Origin of the sequence: Paenibacillus sp. JZ16, assembly GCF_015326965.1 — a bacterium.
GTDB lineage: Bacteria > Bacillota > Bacilli > Paenibacillales > Paenibacillaceae > Paenibacillus_AQ.
The window spans coordinates 2,105,725-2,125,009 of the sequence record NZ_CP017659.1; the positions used below are offsets into that span (position 1 = coordinate 2,105,725).

General features: G+C 52.8%; 15 protein-coding genes. 3 read left to right on the forward strand and 12 right to left on the reverse strand.

Annotation, left to right across the window (positions count from 1 at the left end; translation table 11 throughout):
- Window positions 1-165: 165 nt before the first annotated feature.
- The 6 genes from BJP58_RS09515 to BJP58_RS09540 form a co-directional block, all read right to left on the reverse strand.
- Entirely contained in the window at window positions 166-1,083 is a 918-nt protein-coding gene (locus BJP58_RS09515; RefSeq protein ID WP_194543712.1) for a Gfo/Idh/MocA family protein, read from the reverse strand.
- A gap of 230 nt (window positions 1,084-1,313) precedes the next feature.
- On the reverse strand, window positions 1,314-2,033 hold the full coding sequence (locus tag BJP58_RS09520; protein WP_336245448.1) for a histidine phosphatase family protein: 720 nt from the start codon (window positions 2,031-2,033) through the stop codon (window positions 1,314-1,316).
- On the reverse strand, window positions 1,934-2,272 hold the full coding sequence (locus tag BJP58_RS09525) for a YrdB family protein (RefSeq protein WP_194543714.1): 339 nt from the start codon (window positions 2,270-2,272) through the stop codon (window positions 1,934-1,936). Before BJP58_RS09525 ends, BJP58_RS09520 begins: the two co-directional genes overlap by 100 nt.
- Before the next feature lie 49 nt (window positions 2,273-2,321).
- The gene (locus tag BJP58_RS09530) at window positions 2,322-2,765 is read right to left on the reverse strand and encodes a DinB family protein (RefSeq protein WP_194543715.1); all 444 of its coding nucleotides are present in this window, start codon (window positions 2,763-2,765) and stop codon (window positions 2,322-2,324) included.
- A 20-nt stretch (window positions 2,766-2,785) separates the two neighbouring features.
- Window positions 2,786-3,868 (reverse strand): winged helix DNA-binding domain-containing protein, encoded by a 1,083-nt coding sequence (locus tag BJP58_RS09535; protein ID WP_233355019.1) that lies wholly within the window; start codon window positions 3,866-3,868, stop codon window positions 2,786-2,788.
- Between the two features lie 49 nt (window positions 3,869-3,917).
- Window positions 3,918-4,703, reverse strand: a complete 786-nt coding sequence (locus BJP58_RS09540; protein ID WP_194543716.1) for an ABC transporter ATP-binding protein — start codon at window positions 4,701-4,703, stop codon at window positions 3,918-3,920.
- Window positions 4,704-5,024: 321 nt separating this feature from the next.
- On the opposite strand from BJP58_RS09540, the gene BJP58_RS09545 reads away from it, so the two are divergent.
- Complete coding sequence (locus tag BJP58_RS09545; RefSeq protein ID WP_194543717.1) at window positions 5,025-5,774, forward strand: MBL fold metallo-hydrolase; 750 nt, start codon at window positions 5,025-5,027, stop codon at window positions 5,772-5,774.
- Window positions 5,775-5,814: 40 nt separating this feature from the next.
- Here the strand turns inward: BJP58_RS09545 and BJP58_RS09550 are convergent, their stop codons facing one another.
- Together BJP58_RS09550 and BJP58_RS09555 are read right to left on the reverse strand one after the other, a co-directional pair.
- Window positions 5,815-6,765, reverse strand: a complete 951-nt coding sequence (locus BJP58_RS09550) for an aldose epimerase family protein (RefSeq protein WP_194544888.1) — start codon at window positions 6,763-6,765, stop codon at window positions 5,815-5,817.
- A gap of 97 nt (window positions 6,766-6,862) precedes the next feature.
- Window positions 6,863-10,201, reverse strand: coding sequence for a tetratricopeptide repeat protein (locus BJP58_RS09555; protein WP_194543718.1), 3,339 nt, complete (start codon window positions 10,199-10,201; stop codon window positions 6,863-6,865).
- A gap of 168 nt (window positions 10,202-10,369) precedes the next feature.
- Between BJP58_RS09555 and BJP58_RS09560 the strand changes: the two genes are divergently transcribed.
- Window positions 10,370-11,263 carry an AraC family transcriptional regulator gene (locus tag BJP58_RS09560; RefSeq protein WP_194543719.1) on the forward strand — a complete coding sequence of 298 codons (894 nt, stop codon included), beginning with the start codon at window positions 10,370-10,372 and terminating at the stop codon, window positions 11,261-11,263.
- A 110-nt stretch (window positions 11,264-11,373) separates the two neighbouring features.
- Entirely contained in the window at window positions 11,374-11,832 is a 459-nt protein-coding gene (locus BJP58_RS09565) for a DUF3221 domain-containing protein (protein ID WP_194543720.1), read from the forward strand.
- 133 nt (window positions 11,833-11,965) lie between these two features.
- Here BJP58_RS09565 and BJP58_RS09570 read toward each other — a convergent pair whose 3' ends face one another.
- The 4 genes from BJP58_RS09570 to BJP58_RS09585 form a co-directional block, all read right to left on the reverse strand.
- Window positions 11,966-14,077, reverse strand: a complete 2,112-nt coding sequence (locus tag BJP58_RS09570; protein WP_194543721.1) for an alpha-galactosidase — start codon at window positions 14,075-14,077, stop codon at window positions 11,966-11,968.
- 97 nt (window positions 14,078-14,174) lie between these two features.
- A complete protein-coding gene (locus BJP58_RS09575) occupies window positions 14,175-15,788 on the reverse strand; it encodes an ABC transporter substrate-binding protein (protein ID WP_194543722.1) in 1,614 nt (537 codons plus the stop codon).
- A gap of 122 nt (window positions 15,789-15,910) precedes the next feature.
- Complete coding sequence (locus BJP58_RS09580) at window positions 15,911-17,746, reverse strand: cache domain-containing sensor histidine kinase (protein ID WP_194543723.1); 1,836 nt, start codon at window positions 17,744-17,746, stop codon at window positions 15,911-15,913.
- The gene (locus BJP58_RS09585) at window positions 17,724-19,265 is read right to left on the reverse strand and encodes a response regulator (RefSeq protein WP_194543724.1); all 1,542 of its coding nucleotides are present in this window, start codon (window positions 19,263-19,265) and stop codon (window positions 17,724-17,726) included. The genes BJP58_RS09580 and BJP58_RS09585 overlap by 23 nt, the downstream gene beginning before the upstream one ends.
- Window positions 19,266-19,285: the final 20 nt, after the last annotated feature.

The following is a 19,285-nucleotide window of genomic DNA, read 5'->3' on the forward strand; positions in this document are numbered from 1 at the left end:
GAATAGCTGCCGAACTTTCTTGATCTGTCTATCATACAATTAACGAGGCTAATATGGAAATATTATGTATAATTGCAGGTCAAAAAGGTTATCAGGTAAGGCGAGTCACATCGACCTCCCCGACAACCTCCGCCTTTCAGGAAATAACGCGCGTCTATTCCGTTATCATCCTGTTCGATCGATATCATCCAGTCTCACGGTTTCACCCGTTTCGCGGGAGACATTCGCCGCCTCCAGAAAACGAATGATCTCCAGCGTCTCAGGTAAAGGAACGTCTGAGACATCTGTCGTGAACATCTTCATGATCTGCTCCAGCAAACTCGCATAATAGGGTTTCGGATGCGCCATGATGTCCACAAAGCTGCTGGCGTCCGTGCGATGGATGGTCATCCCAAAGCGATCATTGCCTGCACGGTTGCCTCGAATCGTCCCGATCCTCCCGTCATTCCAAACCGCTGTTAATACCTCATGCCATTCGGTCGCGGCGACATGTACGCTTACGCATCCGGGTCCCAGAACGCGGTAAAGCATCTCCGCTGCGTGGATTCCATACCAGAAAAATCCTGGCTGTGTCGGTTGAAGAGGGAGCGGTCCGGCGCAGTCCACGCCAATGATATCACCCACACCGCCACGAGCCAATTCATCCTGAAGTCCTTGCGCATATCGAAGAGACGAGCTGCTCATAACGGTAACCTGAAACTGCTCCGCCAGTTCGGCAATTTCCCTCGCGTCCTTGCTGCTCACAGCAAACGGCTTATCGATAAATACCATTTGGCAGTGAGGAGCAATCGCGCGAAACAAGAACAGATGCGATCTTCCGTCAACCGCTTCGAGCATGACGGCATCAACCTGTTTGGCGACGTCTTCCGGAGAATCCAATATTTCAGTTCCCCATGCTGCGAGTTCCTTCGTATACCCCTCCACCCGGCTTATGCTAAGCTCGAAGTCCGGAGATCCTCCGGGAAATGCCGCCGTAACCCGTCCGCCGGGAACATGATAGGGATGCGTCTTGTCATGCAGCATGTTCGAGAAAATGGAGACATGCGATGTATCCAACCCAATCATACCGATCTTCAAAGTCATAGGTTCATTCTCCTTTAACTTCAGCATTTTAGATGATTACGCTGGCTTTTCCATTCCACTGCGTTACTAAGGATATCCAGCAGCGGACATAGGCTGTTCTTTCAAATCATCATACCATCCTGAACGAGTAAAGGACGTGACTTTAATTCGTCTTTTAACCTGAACGTGGATCCAATACAAAAAGACCGCCTCCATCTGATTACCCGACGTTGGCAGTCTTTCTAACGGTCTTATAAATGCTTCGTGCAGTTGAATAAGGGGCAATTCCATTCACCGTTGGATTTGGTTAGAAGAGTTAAGGAGGCATTATCCATATAGGTAGCTGCAAAACGCTGAGGCAGCAGCTTTTGCAACGATAATCCAATGACGGCGCCATGACTCACAACGAGAACATTCTTGTTCTCATATGCGTGCATGATTTCCTCCAAAAACTGAGTTCCCCGCTCGGCGACATCCTCATAACGCTCCATTCCTAGGTCCATTTCTCGCCAGGAGTGTCCCCATGTCAGCAATCGATCTTCCTCTGTTGTTCCTTCAATATGTCCGCAATCGATCTCGCAGATCCGTTCATCTTCCATGATATCAAGAACAGAGATCCCTTCAGCAATGATCTGCGCAGTAGCACGAGCACGGATCAGGGGACTTGAGATGATAATCTCCCAAGACTCTCTCTTTAAGCGTTCAGCTACTCGTTGTGCCTGCTGCCTCCCCTCAGCATTAAGAGGAATATCGCTTCGTCCCTGGGCCCTATTCTGAACATTCCAATCCGTTATCCCATGTCTAATAAGGCCGATGGTAGCCGTTTCATCCACCTCCCGCAGGGTGCATCTCCATCTATTTCTGCAATAAGCTACGGCTGCATTCTCCATTTTATCACGATGAAGCGGTTGACCAGAGCCACAAGGGCAAAAACGATGGCAAACGTAATAAAGCCCGAGTAAATCTGGCATGCCACCGCGATTGCAAACATAAGAAATTCGATAAGCAGTACCACGGCCAGCGGCAGCTTGATCCTTGCCTTCGGAGAGATGGTCATTCCCCAGACGACGGCTGCAAGCAGCGGAAGCCCAATACCGAGTCCGACCTGTGCCATGAGCCCTGAACCGTAGTGGAAGCCCCAGTAACCTATCGAAAATAATAGGATCAATTCCAGAATAAATCGAATAGCAAGATTCCATAATTTGAACATATTGGAGCACCTTTCGTTTCCTGTTGTACACCCATTTCCAATGCAGTAATCACAGCTCGATTTGCTCCAGATGATGGATCATATGATCCACATAGTCGTTAAACAACCACTCCAGTGTGACCTCCGTTTTATCGGGCAGCACGCATTTTTTCTGAAAATCTGATGAATCGGCTTTGTGCATGACTCGCAGAATCATCCGGTTCAAATGCTGCCACAGTGACAACACTTCCGATTGATCATATTGATCCTGGTAATCGTTCACCCGGACCCAATCGTTCTGCGTGTACCCCGAAATGGCAATCGGATAATCGGATAGCAAGATTTTCACAAACCGGATATGGTTATTGACCGCCGAATCGCAAAGGTGACCCAGGATCTCCTTCTTGGACCATTTATCAGGCGCAAGCTTCAGATTGAACTCCACCTCATCAGTCGACGTTACAATCTCTGTCATTTCGGTAATCAATGATTCCAGCTTCATGATGGACTCCATACGCTATTCCTCCTTCAAACTCATGATTCTACTCGTCCAATCGGCATTTCCATGAAATCAGTGTAATGCTTAGCCGCCTCCCGAAACGCCTCTGCTCGATCGCCCAACGGCGAGAACGGACATAACGTGATTTCGATGCCGCTGCGCTTGATTTCCCGCTTCCAGGTACCAACCACTTCCCCTCCTGCCACCATCATCGGTTGAAAAACCCCGTTGCGATGGGGAGCGATCTTCGCATCGTGCTCTGTCTCTATGATCGCGCTGCGGTCCTTGTAACCCAAGTAATATTCATCAAAACCTGGAAGCAGAACCACCGAATCCGTATCAGCGGGCACGGCCGGCGCAGTAACAGAGCTCCAGTATTCCGTACCGTTGACAAAATCTAAACGAAGATTTGATTTGACCGCCTCAAAGCCTCGTTTAGCTTCCGTCAGCGTTAACCCGACCCACCACGCAAAATCCTGAATCGTTGCGGGTCCGTGACCGGTAAAATAACGAAGCGCCAGCTCCGCCAGCGATTCTTCGAGCGTCAGCTCCCTTGAATTCGGGACCCACTCATCAAGCAGCACAAAACTCTGCTGTTTGCCTTCATGCGGACCAAAACAGATCATGCCTGTCCGTCCCAAATATCCAAGAATATAATAACCGCGGCCGTTCTTGGTGCTGATCCCCGCTTCCTCCAGCAGTTCCATCAGTCTGGGACGGGATATGGGTGTGCAACCACTCAGCGCGTTGCCAATTATGGTTCGGCATCGATGGAGCGTACCTTCATCAAGCTCAAGTTCGGCCTGCTTCTTCTTGTCATTCGTTTGAAAGCGCGATTCCGTCAGCTTCACCATCCACTTCGCGTCCTCGGACGGTACGAAGAATATCGTCCCTCGCATCGGCCAGGTCAACACGATTTTGCGATCGTTCAGGGCCTGCTCCACATCGGATACCTTGGCGGACTGCGTACGGAGACCGATTCCCCAGACCGCTTGGTGATAATCCTGGGCTTGCACAGCACCGAGATTTCTGACGGCTTCCTCCGGAGTTTCATGCTTCATGCCTGTTATCCCTTGATTGAACAGCCTTCGATTCGCTATGATTCGATTTTGGCACAATGGTCACTCTCCTAGGCCATGAATATCTCGCGAGCTTTTAATGCGTTCATTATAAGTCCGGAATGGACATCCAGGCTCGATCATTCTGCCAACTCACCTCGACCGGCGTCTCAAAAAACGAGGTCAAATTGTCGCTGGTCAGCATGTCCCGGGAACGCCCTTTCTCGAACACGGTGCCCCGGCGGATGAGCAAGGAGTGCGAGAAGATCGGCAGTATTTCTTCGATATGATGCGTTACGAACAGCAGGGTCGGCGCATCGGGCTTGGAAGCCAGTGCCGTAATGCTGGACAGCAGCGCTTCCCTCGACAGAAAATCGAGTCCATTACAGGCCTCGTCCAGTATCAACAGCCTCGGCGAAGCCATAAGTGCCCGAGCGATCAGCAGCTTCTGTTTCTCTCCTTGCGAACAAGTTTCATATGTACGACCCAGCAGATGAATACAATTGAAATCCTTCATAAGCTGCTCGGCCTGCTCCCGGTCTGCTTCATCCACCTTCTGATACAGGCCAATCGAAGCGTGTTTGCCGCTGATCACGACATCCAATGTAGACTCACTCGGTCGGATTCTTTCCTGCAGCGAGGAGCTGACCCAGCCTATCGATTTACGCAATTCTCTTAAATCCACCCTGCCAAAGAGATGCCCGAGCACCGAAACCGTACCGCTGGTTGGCCAGATGTATCCGTTAATCATATTCAAAATGGTTGTCTTTCCGGAGCCGTTCAGCCCAAGAACCGCCCAATGCTCTCCTTGCTGCACGGTCCAATCCACGCCTGTAAGAACGGTCTTCTGCTCCCGTTGCCAGGTTACGTTATTCAGTTCAATCGTCGTATTCATCACTGTTCCCTCTCCTTCTTCAATCTGCTGCGTCTTTCAAGGATTATACCAGCAATTACATATTCCTCAATAGCGAGATGAAATCCAGCCGTGTGAGCAGACTACGACTTGGAATCACGCTATGCATCCGGGCCGGACATTTCATATATTAACGAGGATTCTGGCCTAGGAATTATATATTGACAAATAATTATTTTTGTGTTATGATATAATATTTTTCTATTTACATGTTTGTACTGATTTGATAATCTACTTCTGCTCAGTCTTCTCTGGAAGTTGAAATCGGGAGAATAAATCCCCATATAGTGGAGGTATGTAACCATGTTAATCGATCAAGGCATTCATATGCTGAACATATCAGCGGCCATGATGGGACGAATCGAAACGATCCATCCGACATTCCTATGGGATCATCAGAATTTGGTGCTTATCGATACCGGCTATCCCGGCCAGTTCCCGCTCATTCAGGAGCAGTTATCGCACATCGGGATTTCCGTTCAGGATATAAGCAAAATTATTATAACACACCAGGATTTGGATCATATCGGCAGTTTGCCGGCCTTGATCCAGCACAGCAACCACGCCCCTGAAGTGTTCGCCAGCGAAATAGAAAAGCCTTATATCGAAGGCGATACAAGGCTTGTCAAACTATCGCCCGAGGCCATTACACAAGCGCTGGCTTCGATGCCGGATAACGTGCCGCCGGAGTGGAGGAACGCGTTTAAACACACGCTGGAGAACCCTCCAACAGCACCAGTGAACCGCATGCTGCGCGACGGCGAGGAGCTGCCGTTTGGCGGCGGTATCATCGTGATCCATACGCCTGGCCACACCCCCGGCCATACCAGCTTATATCATATACCGAGCAAAACCCTGATTGCCGCAGATGCGCTGAACGTCAGAGAGGGACAACTGATCGGGCCGGATCCGGCAACCACTTTGGATTCGGCTTTAGCCCAGCTCTCCCTGCAGAAGCTCACTCACTATGACATCCGTAACGTGATCTGTTACCACGGCGGATTATTTACGGACAATCCCAACCCGCGCATTCGTGAATTGGCTTATGCTTAAGCGTTTGTCGGTCCACTACCGGACGGTCAACCAGACTTCGCTACTTCTTGGATCCATTGATCCAGGATAACTCAAGCCACCACGAATACGTACCGCCAGCCGGCACTTCGGCTGCTACTTGACGATGCATCGCATACGACAGATCATCGAGCAGACCCGTCGCAGGCTCCAGCGCAAGATGATGCTGTCCCTGATAGCCGCCATAGTTCGCCCATATCGCTAGATAAGGCACCTGGTCTTTAGGAAACATCATGCGGAGTCCTTCCCCCGCAACCGGATCGTAAATGGAGGCTGTCCCCTCCGGCAGCTCGTCAGCAAAATAAAACTTCTCCGCCGTTGCTTCAAGCCTGCTGGCGGTTCGATTCAAGCGAATATGGGGGTTTTCCTCCCATGGCTGCGGCCATGTCCGAATATCGCCGAATTCTCCCAACCGACCGTTCGCCGAGTACGATACGATGATCTCCCTCAGCTCGTGAGGAACGATAATCTCTGCGCCTTCATCGATTTGAAACAACGGATGCGCGGCCCACAGGAAAGAGAACGGGAACGGACTCGGATTATGAACGGCATAATCGATCCGCAGGGTATCTTCACGGGGGAAGGAGTAGGTTTTGCGCAGCTGATAAGGAATTCGGATTCCCTGCACGCTGCAGTGAAGCTGTTCTTCCTCGCTGTGCGCCTCCCATGGAATGGACCAGACCTCGCCATGATCCGGAAGCTCCGTTCCTTCCCATGGATACACGGGATATCGGCAGACATTGATTGTAGGAAACATTTCGTCCCAGCCGCTGCCGTCCCGCTTTCCAAAGGAGCTTGCATACCCGTTCGAGTCCAGCTTTCCAGCTGGCTGTACCAGCCACTCCCGGCCTGTTCTGCGATTACGAAGCGAAATGACCCTGCTTCCGAGTTCAGGCACCACGGCCGTCTCCATCACCACCGTGCGCCCTGTCCAAACCTCATATCCATCCAGCATTCCTTTGCTCCAGACCATCATCGTCATCCTCCTCGGTTATAGTCAACGCATCACCGGAATGCACAAATGCTCAAGGACTGTTCATAACGGCCCTTGAGCATGAAGTATCAATCTCTTACATCAACGTCTTGCTAAGCGCCAAATGCAGTGCAGCTCCTTGATGGTGAGACTCCAGCTGCAGCACCTCGCGGAACAGGGTTTCCGCGGACTGCCGGTCACCAAGTCCTAGATGCCCGAGCCCCATCATGTAGCGGCAATGAATTTCGTTTCTTCGGTTCAGATCTTCATCAAACACCAGGAAGTCCGGCAGCGATACGGCAAAGTAATCAATGCTCTGAGTCTCGAATATATGCTTCTCCCCGTAATCGATCAGCTTGTTAAACCGGCTGCGGGCTTCATTCTCCCGGCCCAGCCTTCGCAGCGCGGCCCCTTGATAAAAAATCATGTGCGGCGGCTGATCGTTGTAATACATCGCGCTGGTCGGCTCATCCAGCCCCTCCGAAGCTTTCAGGAAGCACGCCTCCGCCTCTTCGGACAAGCTCAGCCCCTCGTATGCGCAGCCCAAGTAATAATCGATGTTATTCTCCTGCGCTCCCGTGAGCTTCCCTTCATTGATGTTGAGCGGATATTGCTTGGCAGCCAGGAGCTGCTCTACGGCATCCTCATAGCGAAGATCCTGAAGCAGCTGCTTCGCTAGCTCTACACGAGCCAACACATACTGGGCCGGCACCTTGCCCTCGCCGCCTTCCCAAGGGTGAAAGTTGCGTTTCAGAATCAATGCCAGCGCCTCCTCATACCGATTCAGCGTATTGTGCAGCGTCAAATATTCCAGATATACATCGTCGCGCTGCTCGACCAGCTCCATGTGCTCCTCCATCGCTTTCAGGCGATCAGCGGGAGCATGACCGAGCTTTTTATACAATTGGTCCAGCTCGTAGAAGACCCTGGCGTCCGCCGGGTTCAGCGAGAAGGCGGTTTGCAGGGATGCCACTGCTTTGTCGTGGTCCTGTCTCTTGTTATAGTAAGCGAGGGCCAAATTCCGATGCGGCGTTGCGAAGCTGTCATCCAAAGCGACCGAAGCTTCCCAGCTGCTTATGGCTTCCTCGTAGCGCTTCTTGTCATACAGCAAATTCCCTAAGTAGTACAACGCTTTCGCATCCTGTGGCTGTACGCTGAGCGCGTGCTTTAGCGTCACATAGTCATGCAGGGAATTCGGGAAACAGTAAGACGGATCGGCCTCCGAGGCCAATCGGTAGCAAGCGGATGCTTCTTCCACCCGGTTCATTTTCATGAGTGCACTGCCTTGGTAGTAATAAACCATCGGATAGACGGCAGATGCCGTAAGGCGTTCGATGCGCTGCAGCACATCCAAAGCGTCGCCATATTGGCCTGCATCCGCATAGTCCTGAGCTACGGCGATATAATTATGCGGACGATCGCGCAGGAGCTGGACAAGCGATTCGTAAGTATGCCGGCTCTTGTCCCCTTGCTTCAGTTCTTGATATACGGCTGCCAGCTCGTTCATCGCGCCCGCATCCATAGGATCCAGGTTAAGCGTTTCCTCAAGCCATGATGCCGCATCTGCCAAGCGCCCCTGCCTTCTTAAAATGATGCTCTTGAGATGCCGCGCTTTATAATTACGGTACTGGGCAGCCAGGGATCGTTCGATCAGCTCGAACGCTTCCTCATACTCCTGCTTCTCGCAGGCAATCTGGGCCAAAGCCAGATATCCCGTCCCTTGCCAAGCCCCCGACCAGACCGATTTGTACAGATAAGCGTACGCTTCATCCAAACGGCCCTGCCACTTCAAGGCTTTGCCCAAATGATAGAACGGTTCGCTGTCATAGGGCCGGGCGTTATGGCGGGTCAAGGTTTCGATCGCTTTTTTAAAATAAACCTCACTCTGCGTAAAGCACCCTCTGCGCAGCAGGAGCAAACCATAGGCATTGTTCAGCCTTGCGTCTCCCGCATCGCGCCGAAGACCTTCCACATAATAGGCTTCCGGTTCATAGGTTGCGTGCCGGTACTGCTCCAGATGCTGCCCGGCCAAGAACAGCGCTTCGGTATTCTTCAGCTCCTCCGGCTTGCCGATCGCCGTGGCCGGGTCCGGCGTTCGCTCCAAGGTGCGCGGCTTGGGCTGGTAAGCGACCAGCTCTTTGCCGTCCGCAGCGAATACCGTGACCCGCACATCTTCCTCCCTCATACCTGGGGCGAGTTCGATTTCGGCCTGGAAGGTATCGGCCGGCGACAGCTTGACTTTTCGATCCAAGCAGGTGTGTCCCGCTCCGGTCAACAGGATGCGCGCCTCTTCGATAACCGAGGTTGCATAAGCATGTACAACGGCCTTGCGTCCGTGGACTTCGAGATTTACGGCGGCGTCTATGGACGCATTCTTCACGAGCCCAATGTCTTTATAGGGCATGAAGTACTGCTTGAAGCTTTTCTCCTCATACGGCGCCAGCCAGGTGAAATCGGGCTGGTTATCGGTATACACGCCGGTCATGAGCTCGATGTACGGGCCGTCTTCGTCGGTCAGGTTGCGATCCCAGGCCTGGCCGAATTCGCCGTGCCCCCACGTCCACTGTTTTTTGCCGGGAGATATATGTTTATTGGCGACATGCAGAATCCCCGCTTTCAAACCATGGTCATATCCGCCGACGAAATCGTAATCCGAATGATAAGCCATATAGGATGTCGGAACGGGAATGTTGCGGTACATGGAAATATCGACGCCCGCCGAATAGTCCTGTTTATAGTACGTGCCGGTTGCGATCGGGAATTTGGACACGTCCCGCTTCCCATGGTCGAACACCGCATGAACATCCGGCGGAAATACGGACTGGGTATGATCGTTGACCGCTACGGCCGGATTCGCCCACCACAGAAAGGTCTGCGGCTCCGAGGTCCGATTGTACATTTGCGCGTGAATTTCAAGATACGCCTTGCCCGGATACAGCGTGAAGCCGGTAGACACCTTCGTGCCGTACATCCGGTCGATCTCGCCGACCCATACCGTCTTGCTGCCATCCGGCTGATCCGTTAAGCTCCACTCCACCTCGCCATAGGTGTTCGGACGGTGATGCTGCGGCCAGTTGAACTCGATTCCCCCGGATATCCATGGACCCGCAAGGCCAACCAAAGCCGGCTTGATCACTTGATTGTGGTATACAAAATCATAGTTGTTGGTTTTATCGATGGCCCGGTAGATGCGGCCTCCAATCTGCGGCATGATCTGAATCTGCACGTACTCATTTTCAAGGAAAATGATCCGGTAGGGCTTTAATACTTTCTCATCGTAAATTTTATCGATGACCGGCAGCGGATAGACACGCCCCGAGCTCCCCTGATACACCCGTTTCTCCAAAAACATCGGGTTCAGGTCCGGCTTCCCCACTTCATACGTGGGAATCTCCACGGTCTCTTCCCGTACGCTCACTTGCCGTTGTTTTGTCATGAGTCGTCACCCCTCCATTAGCATCCGCGTAGGCTGCGTTATGTCTCTATCTTATAAGCCGGCCTGCCGAAGATCCATTGACGATATCATGTTGATGATGGATTATATTCTGATTATTTGGCGCTCCATCCGGTTGACAACAATTCGGTTCCGATTCATAGTAAAGCTATGGATACCATACGAAAACCAGACGGATTCGAATCCCAGAAAATCATGGTCCTCCCGGATCATATTATGAAAGAGGCTGCCCGCCATCCGCTTGTGGAGCCGCTGTACGTGACCGACATCGGGTACTTTCCGCGTGCGCTGCATCACTACCGGGAACGCCCGGAGGGCAGCGGCGCGTACATCTTGATCTACTGCGTGGAGGGGGAAGGCTGGTATCGATTGAACGGCGGCAAAACCCATTCTCTGCTCAAGGGGCAGGCGGTTGTCATCCCGCCGGAAACGGCGCATGAATATGGATCCTCGGAGTTTCATCCCTGGAGCATTTACTGGTGGCATATGAAGGGGACGCATGCAGGTTTATTGTTCGAGGGTTTTACCGACGCAGCCGAACCCGCCGTCGTTCCGGTCGAACAGTCAAGGAGCATCGTGGAGCTGTTTCAGGAAAGTTACGAGCTGCTGCAAAAAGGGTATACGCTGAACCATATCATCCATGTCTCGCAGCTCGCCGGCCACTTGGCAGCCATCATCCGCCTCGCCCGGCTCCAACCGCAGCGGGGGCAACACCAGCACAACAAGCATGACATGGAGCAGACGCTTCGGTTCATGACCGAGCATCTGGAGGGGCATGTGAGCCTGAAGGAGCTGGCGGCCTACGCCAACCTGTCCATACCGCACTTCACCTTCCGGTTCAAGGAAGCGACGGGCTACTCCCCCATCGATTACTATCTGCGGCTCAAAATCCAACGGGCCTGCCAGCATCTGGACCTGACCGGCCAGAGCGTCAAGGAGATCAGCCACCGTCTCGGCTTCCAGGATCCCTACTATTTCTCGCGGCTGTTCAAAAAAATCATGGGAAAATCCCCTTCCGAATACCGAGATACCCGGAAGGGGTAGGATTTCCTGGTTATTTCCTTATACTGAACCCAAGCTTTGGTTCGATTGACCACACACTTTTTTTCGACTGGGAGGAAATCATGATTAACAAATTCATACTCTGTCTAGTCATGTTTGCCATTATTATTTGTGGATGCAGCAATAACAGCAAAGAAAAAGATGAGCCTGTGAATAAATATGTGGGGTACGTCGTTCAAAAAGAAGATGGCAGGATTTTGGTAACCCGTTATGATGAAAAATCAGATTTAAACGACGCAATATGGATCAGAACCAAAAGAAAGATAGAGTTAGGACAACAAGTTTCGATCGAAATTGACGGAGGTATTGACACCTCCTATCCAGCTCAAGCTTCAGCTAGAGACATAGATATCCTGACAAACGAACGTCCTAAATTATCCAAATTCGGTCAACAAGAAGTAATCGTTATGACATTGGAGCATTTTGATCAAATTGAAGTACCTTTCATTAAGTCTATACACTACTCCGATGTAAACAACGTTTGGACTGTCGTCATTCTTGACGGCATATCGGATTCCAAAAAGGAAATGGAATTTACTATAGAGGGCTAGCATAACAGCAAATAGAATATGGACCCACTTCCTAAACTATAGAATCCAATATGGGTCATACTTATACGTTGAATAGTCAACCGTAAAAAGCGTCGTATCGCGAAAGGCAATACGACGCTTTTCTATTTCAATCTCATTCCTGTCTCTGAATCCGATACGCCAAGCTGTCAAAATCCCCACGCAGCGGCAGCTCGATCCCGATGTTCATGAGTGCCCTGCCGCTCCATGTGCCGGCCACCCCCTCAATGGCATACGACTGATCGGCTTGCAGTCCGGTCAGCTGCAGTCGCGGCAGCGGCTCGCCCAGCTTCTGGCTGTGCAGGAACGCAAACAGCACGTTGTCGCTGCCGTCTTCGCTGCCGTACTGCACGGCCGTTACGCCTTTATGCCGAAGCGAGTCGAGGCGATACTGGCTGCCGAACTGAACCAGATGGCGAATGGATTTATACTGCGCCACATATTCGGCCGATTCCGCAATCAGCTCATCGCTCCACTCATTCAGGTTGGAGCCGATGCCGAGCGTTCCCATCATGGCGCTGTGGAAGCGGTATTTCAGGGATACCTGCCTGCGATTCATCCCTGTCGGCGACTCCGTTACCCAGCAGGTCATCATCCGCGGAGCATACGTGTACGAGAAGCCCTCCTGAATGCTGAGGCGGTCAAAGGCATCGGTGTTATCGCTCGGCCAGGATTGGTCGGCATACCGGAAGATGCCAAGATCGATGCGCGCTCCGCCGCCGGCACAGGTTTCAAACGCCACATGCGGGAATTTGCGCCGCAGCTCCTCCCAAATCTCGTACAGGCTCTGAACATGGCGAATCCAGATCTCCTTCTGGCGGTGAAGCGGATGGTCCTTCATGCCGGGTTCGGTTACGGTCCGGTTCATGTCCCACTTAATGAACTTGATGTCATGCTTCTCCAGCAGGTCCGTCATAAACTGCAGAATGTAGGCCTTAACCTCCGGCTTCGAAATGTTCAGCAGCAGCTGATTGCGAAGCTCGGAGCGCTCCCGCGTCTCGAAATGGTACACCCAATCCGGGTGCTCCCGGTACAGGTCGCTGTCCGGATTGACGGCCTCCGGCTCTACCCAGATGCCGAAATCCATGCCGAGCTCATGCACCTTGTCAATCAGCTCGCCGAGACCGTTCGGGAACTTCTCCCGGTTCACGAACCAATCGCCAAGCCCGGCCCGATCATGGTTGCGACCGCCGAACCACCCGTCGTCCACGACGAACAATTCCACGCCCAAACGCGCGGCTCTTTCGGCCAAAGCCATTTGATCCTTGGCATTGACATCGAAGTACGTCGCCTCCCAGGAGTTATACAGGACCGGTCTCGTCTGGCTGCCCGGCAGGACATCCGAATACTGATAGCGGTGCAGCCGCCGACTCATCCCGCCAAAGCCGCCGCTGCTGTATCCCCCGACGAATCCGGGCGTATCGAAGGCTTCTCCCGCTCCCAGCACCCACTCGCTGTCGAAATCATTGATGCCTCCGGTCACCCGAACATGTTCGAACACCGTCCGCTCGGCCGTAATCTTCCAGTTCCCGCTCCAGGCCAGCGCCCCGAACCAGACCTGCCCCGCCGATTCCGTGGCATGTCCGTCATCCATCGCAAACCACGGGTTGGCATGGCTGTCCGTGAAACCCCTACGGGATTCCAGCACCTTCTTACCTTCGGTGAGGAAAGTGCTGCGCAGTTGAAATTCGCCGGACCATTTTCCCGTCACGTGCGTGAGGCGGTAATCCGCCAGATAGGGGATGACCCAGGCCGCGGACTGCGCGTTCTCCAGCACGATATCCGCCTCGCCGCGGTTGACGATCCGGGCCGAACGTTCGATCAGGTCGCACTCGGGAATCGCCCGGTAGGACAGCTCCACTTCAAGCGGGTACGCTTCGTCCTTCATAACAATGATCAGCGTCTCTCTGCCTTCCGTCTGCAGCGTGCGATGCCCGGCATAACGAACCGCCAAGTCGCGCACGCCATCCGGCATGCGGACCTTCAGGCTGGGCTCGCTGTATTTGACGCCGCCCCAGAAGCTGTATTCCTCCACCTCCGAATGGACTTCCGCATCAAACGAGCTGTGCGATCTCGGGCGCAGCAGCGGCGCTGCATCTTCGATCCCGACCGGCTCCCCCCAGTATAGATGCTGCAGATTGCCGCTGTCGTTGATGCCGAACAGATAGGAGCTGTTATCGGTTTGTATCGCAAACACGCGAAACGGTTCTTGGTATTGAATGGTCACAGAATATCATCCTTCCGATTCATGTTGATATGGTTTTTGCCTGAAGAAAAAAAGGAGAGCCAAAAGACGAAGCATCTTTTGACTCCCCTTGGCCAGATTATTTGCCCCACAGCTCTTGACGTTTGTTGAAGTTGTCCGTATAAATCTTTTCCAGCTTGGCCAGGCCAGCCGCCTCGATCTCGGCCATCATCTGGTTATAGGATTCCACCACTTGGTCCTCGGACGGCGACAGGGCCATCTTCAGGAAATATTTATTGATGGTATCGTTCACCTTCGTTTCCATAATGGCTTCCGGCGTTCCGCCAGCCGGACCCAGGTTGTCATACGGTGCCGTATCAAACGACGTATCGGCCAGGTTCTTGATCGCCAGATCCGTGACCGGATCGGTCTGGTAACGGCCCATCAGGTCATACGGGGTTCCGTCCTCGCCGGGACCGTTCTTAATCATCCAGGTCCACTTGCGAATGCCCGTCGTACGGGAAGCCTCGTCCCAATTCTTCTTGAAGGCGTCCAGCACTTCTTGTCTTGGCACATGCTTGCCGTCCTTCATGTCCCAATGCTCGCCCTCTACTCCCCACATCAGCAGATACTGGCCTTCCTCGCTGGCCAGGAAATCCAGCAGCTTCATCGTCCGGACTGGATCCTTGTTGGAGCGGCTGATCGCCACGCCGTCCCAGCCCAGGGAGCTCTTCGGTCCGTAAGTGGCCTCTTCCGGCTTCACGCCCGGGGCCAGCACTTTATATTGGTAGAACTGACGCTCGTCCTCGGTAGCCTTATCGGCTGCCTCGGTTTTGAGCAGCGCATTCGCATTTCCTACATTCCAGAGCGCTTCCGCCGTGGCGAATACGTTGCCGTTGCCCAGCTTCTGCTCGAACTGCTTGGTCTTCATCGTTGCCCATTCCTTATCGAGCAGGCCTTTGCGGTACAGGGAGTTCAGAAATTTGACCATTTCGAGATAGCGCGGATCGCGGACGTCCTTCTTCAGCTCCCCGTTTGTTTCGTAATACGGCATCATGCCGTACATGCCCTTGAAGCTGCCGGTCACGGCTCCGACGTTCTCGCCGTTGAGCGTCATCGGAATGCTTTCTTTGCCGTCAATCGTTGGATATTTCTCCTTGAACTTGACAAGCAGCTGCTCGAATTCCTCTGTGGTAAACGGCTCGCCGTTGTTCACCTTATCACCGACGCCCAGCTCCTTCATGATGTCCATGCGCATCATGAAGCCGAACACCGGGTACTGCTCCAAGCCGTACCAGTTGGAGAAATAATAATTGTTGCCGTCCTCGCTTCGCGTTTTGGCAAGCGTGTCGCCGTACATTTTTTGGATATTCGGTCCGTGCTCTTCAATCAGGTCATTCAGCGGGATCACCGCGCCCGAGGTAATATACTTATTCATGATATCGCTTCCACGACTCATCAAAATAACGTCCGGAAGATCGCCGCTGGCCAGCATCAGATTCAGCTTCTCAACCGGATTGCCCGTAGGCTGCTGGATCTCGACGGTCACGCCTGTTTTTTCCGTAATCACTTTAGCGACCGGATTGGTAAAGGCATCCCCCGTGTTTTGGTCAAACCAGGTTAACGTGATCGGCGCGCTGCTGTCCGCATTCGTACCGCTGTCTCCGCCCGATGCCGCCTTCTGGTTGCCGCCGCAAGCCGAAAGCGTTGTCATAACGAGGGCTGCTGCCAGCATCAATTTTAGTTTCTTCATTCCCTGAACCCCTTTCTAAGGTCGTCATATCCAAAAGCTCGAATATATCTATCATTGTAAAAATCGGGAGTTCATTGATCTATAACGCAATCTTACAATCCATGATGCAAAATGTCTTTCATTCAGGGTAACGCCTGCTGCGGGTTCCGTTCATTTGCAGGATGCCTATCGGAGATTACAGGTATCCGAATGGTCACCGCGGTTCCGATGCCGAGCCGGCTGAAGATGCTGACGCCATATTCTTCCCCGTAGGTCAGTTTGATCCGGTCGTCCACGTTTTTCACGCCGTAGCCCGACAGATTATCCGATTTGTTCAGCGCGTGATCGAGCTGTTCGGGCTTCATCCCGATGCCGTCGTCGATGACCTGGAGCAAGATGTCGTCCCCCTCCTGCCTGAGCTTCACGTTAATGTTGATTCCCGATTCGTCCCCAATGGCATGATTGATGCAGTTCTCGATGAACGGCTGCAGAATCAGCTTGATCGTTGTGTTCCCGAACAGCTGCTCATCCAGGTCGTAATGCATATGAAGCTTGTCCCGGAACCGGATCTTCTGGATCGCGACATAATTCTTCACCAGATTGATTTCCTGCTCCAGCAGAATGATGCGCTTTCCTTTATTCAGCGACACCCTGTAATACTTGGCCAAATAATTGACCATCTGGTACACCTGCATAGCCCCTTCTTTGATCGCCAGCGAAGAGATCGAGGACAAGGTGTTGTACAGAAAATGGGGGTTGATCTGGGCCTGAAGCGTATTCAGCTCCGACTCCTTCCTTGCGATCTCCTTCACGTACACGTCATGGATCAGGGATTGTATGGTCGCGGCCATCTTATTGAACGCAAAGGACACCTGGCCGATCTCGTCATGCCCCATCGGCTTAATCGACAGCCGGAAATCCCCGCGCTCCACCTTCCGGATCTGCTGCAGCAGCACCTCGATGCGCTTGGTCATGACCTTGGTCGTAAAATAGAGCAGCAGGATGGCAATGCCAATCGCCAGCGTGGAGAACCAAATGACATTCTTGGTCGCCTGATTCGCATTGGCCAGCAGCTCGTCGTAGGGCACGGTGATGACCGTGGACCAACCGTTGCTGAGCTTTTTATACGTGAAAAAACGCTCCTGGCCGTTAATCTTCATATCGAATGAGCCCGCATCCTGGGTCATCCGCTCCTGAATCGGAAACACGTCGAACAGCTGGTTCGATTGGAGGTTCTGATCCCCCGTGCTGATCACGCCGCCAAACTCGTCGACAATATAGACGCTTTTGTTGTCGTTCTCCATTTTGATCAGGGAGTAGAATTCGTTCGCGTTAATATCCATGGTCAATATCCCGTACGGATGCTGCAGGCTGAAATAACTTAACGAACGGGCAATGGTGATATGTGCATCATCGGCCTTGAAATTCCCGGAATGGAAGTACACCGTATTGCCGGCGGCATCCAGCACCAGCTCCTCCATCGCCCGGGGCAGCTCTTCCGTATATTTGACGTATTGGCCGTCGGAATAGAGGGTATGGTTCCCCGTATAAATCGTGATGCCCAGAATGTTGGCATTCAGGGTCATCAGGGACGGCAGCGTCCGGTTGATATATTGGAAGGCATCCAGATAATAGTACGCTTGCTCATAATCGGTAGACAGATAATTGCGGAGCTGCGCATCCATGTAGAGGATGTTCGACAGCTGATTGTAATACTCCAGCCGCTTCTCCACGTTGGTGTTAATCTGTGCCAGCGATCCGCCCAAGGCCGTATAGGTATGCTCCGTAATCGTGCTGCGGGTCGAAGAATACGAATAATAGATCAGCAGCGAGAACGGAAGGATGATCACGATCAGAAAGATGAAAAAGAACTTGTGCCGGAGCCGCCAATTGGTGTATGCGCGTAAGTGCGCGAACGGGAAAGCCCCTGCCAGCCGGCTCCACGGGCCGGACGGGCTAGATGTTTTTGCGGTATTCATTCGGCGTAACTCCTTGGCTTTTTAAGAATAAGGAAATGAAGTAGGATGTGCTCTCATAACCGACCCTTTGGGCGATGTCCTGCACCTTGAGCGAATCGTCGGCCAGCAGCTCCTTGGCTTTGTTCAGCCGGATTCTCGTTAGGTAATCATGGATCGTCATGCCGGTTTTCTCCTTAAAGATGGAACGCAGGTAGTTGGGAGACAGATATACCTGATCGGACAAGCTGTTGATTGTGATGGCCTGGTGATAGGTCTGGTCGATCGTCGTGCGCACCTGGTGCACCAGCCTTGCATTTTTGTCCATGAACCGGTGTTCCAACGTCCGAATCGCATGTCCGGCAAAATCCATGATGATCGCTTCGATTTCAATAATGGTTCGGCACTGGTAGATGGCATGATAAAGCTCCGCCCGCTTGTGGCTCTCCGTGATCGGTTCGTGGATCCCCTCCAGCAGAGACTCCACCAGTCCGATGGCGAAGTCGCACACTTCGGTTTTTCGGATTCGCAGCATGACCAGCCGGTTGAAGTAATCCCGCAGCTTCTGCGCGGCCTGCTCGGACGCCAGCTGATGAATGTCCTCGAAATAGGCCGTTTCTTGGAAAGGAGGAATTTGCCGGCTCTCCAGCTGCCGCAGCACGTCCTTGGCATAGATGACTCTCCCGTTCCCGACGTAAAACATCTCCTCCAGCATCTGCCGCGTCTCCCTGTAAACATCCTGGATGCGGGACAGCTCTTCCGGCTCCTCGTTCACGGCCGCGGTCATCGTACAGCCCAGCGTATGCTGCATCTGCTTCAGCAGATCCTCCCACGTAAAGCGGCTCAGATGGCCGGCGGCATCCATGAAGATGCCCAGCTCGCCTTCCCGGCAGATGACCAGATCCGCCTCGAGTTTCTTGTCCGCAAGCCACTCCTCCATAAACGTCTGCAGGCGCGCCATGCCATCCTCGAGGGACAGCCCCGGCTGTGCAGCGTGCGGAGCATCGATGCCGAGCAGCGTAAGGGTATACGTTCTCGGCTCCGTATGGCGGGACAGCTTATGGTAGCTGGCAGTGAGGTTTCGGAATCGCTCCTCGTTCTGCTCGAATATCATCTCTCGTACAATATTGGATTTGGTCACGCGAATGGAGCGGTTCTTCATCCGCACTTCCTCGCAGCGCCGCTTGACTTTATCGATAACGCTTACAATCTCGCTCAGATCCAGCGGCTTCAATAAATAGCCGACGGCTCCCACGTTTAAGGCCGACTTCACATAATTGAATTCATCGTGTCCGGTCAGGAAGACGAACTGAATCCAGTCGAATAACTCACTCACCCGTTTCGCCATATCAAGCCCGTTCATGACGGGCATCTGGACGTCCGTCAGTACGATATCGGGCTGAATCACCTCGATCTTCTCCAGGGCATCCCTGCCGTTCAGGGCTGTTCCGGCTACATATATCCCCATCTCTTCCCAACGAATATAATCTCGGATCATCTCAAGCTCCAGCTCTTCGTCATCTACGAGAAAAATGCTATACATGCTCATACCCCCTGTGTCGG

Excerpts from the sequence above, each read along its gene's own strand:
- BJP58_RS09515 (WP_194543712.1), bottom strand. The coding sequence starts at position 1,083 with ATGACTTTGAAGATCGGTATGATTGGGTTGGATACATCGCATGTCTCC.
- BJP58_RS09520 (WP_336245448.1), bottom strand. The coding sequence starts at position 2,033 with ATGCCAGATTTACTCGGGCTTTATTACGTTTGCCATCGTTTTTGCCCT.
- BJP58_RS09525 (WP_194543714.1), bottom strand. The coding sequence starts at position 2,272 with ATGTTCAAATTATGGAATCTTGCTATTCGATTTATTCTGGAATTGATC.
- BJP58_RS09530 (WP_194543715.1), bottom strand. The coding sequence starts at position 2,765 with ATGGAGTCCATCATGAAGCTGGAATCATTGATTACCGAAATGACAGAG.
- BJP58_RS09540 (WP_194543716.1), bottom strand. The coding sequence starts at position 4,703 with ATGAATACGACGATTGAACTGAATAACGTAACCTGGCAACGGGAGCAG.
- BJP58_RS09545 (WP_194543717.1), top strand. The coding sequence starts at position 5,025 with ATGTTAATCGATCAAGGCATTCATATGCTGAACATATCAGCGGCCATG.
- BJP58_RS09550 (WP_194544888.1), bottom strand. The coding sequence starts at position 6,765 with ATGGTCTGGAGCAAAGGAATGCTGGATGGATATGAGGTTTGGACAGGG.
- BJP58_RS09555 (WP_194543718.1), bottom strand. The coding sequence starts at position 10,201 with ATGACAAAACAACGGCAAGTGAGCGTACGGGAAGAGACCGTGGAGATT.
- BJP58_RS09560 (WP_194543719.1), top strand. The coding sequence starts at position 10,370 with ATGGATACCATACGAAAACCAGACGGATTCGAATCCCAGAAAATCATG.
- BJP58_RS09565 (WP_194543720.1), top strand. The coding sequence starts at position 11,374 with ATGTTTGCCATTATTATTTGTGGATGCAGCAATAACAGCAAAGAAAAA.
- BJP58_RS09575 (WP_194543722.1), bottom strand. The coding sequence starts at position 15,788 with ATGAAGAAACTAAAATTGATGCTGGCAGCAGCCCTCGTTATGACAACG.
- BJP58_RS09580 (WP_194543723.1), bottom strand. The coding sequence starts at position 17,746 with ATGAATACCGCAAAAACATCTAGCCCGTCCGGCCCGTGGAGCCGGCTG.
- BJP58_RS09585 (WP_194543724.1), bottom strand. The coding sequence starts at position 19,265 with ATGTATAGCATTTTTCTCGTAGATGACGAAGAGCTGGAGCTTGAGATG.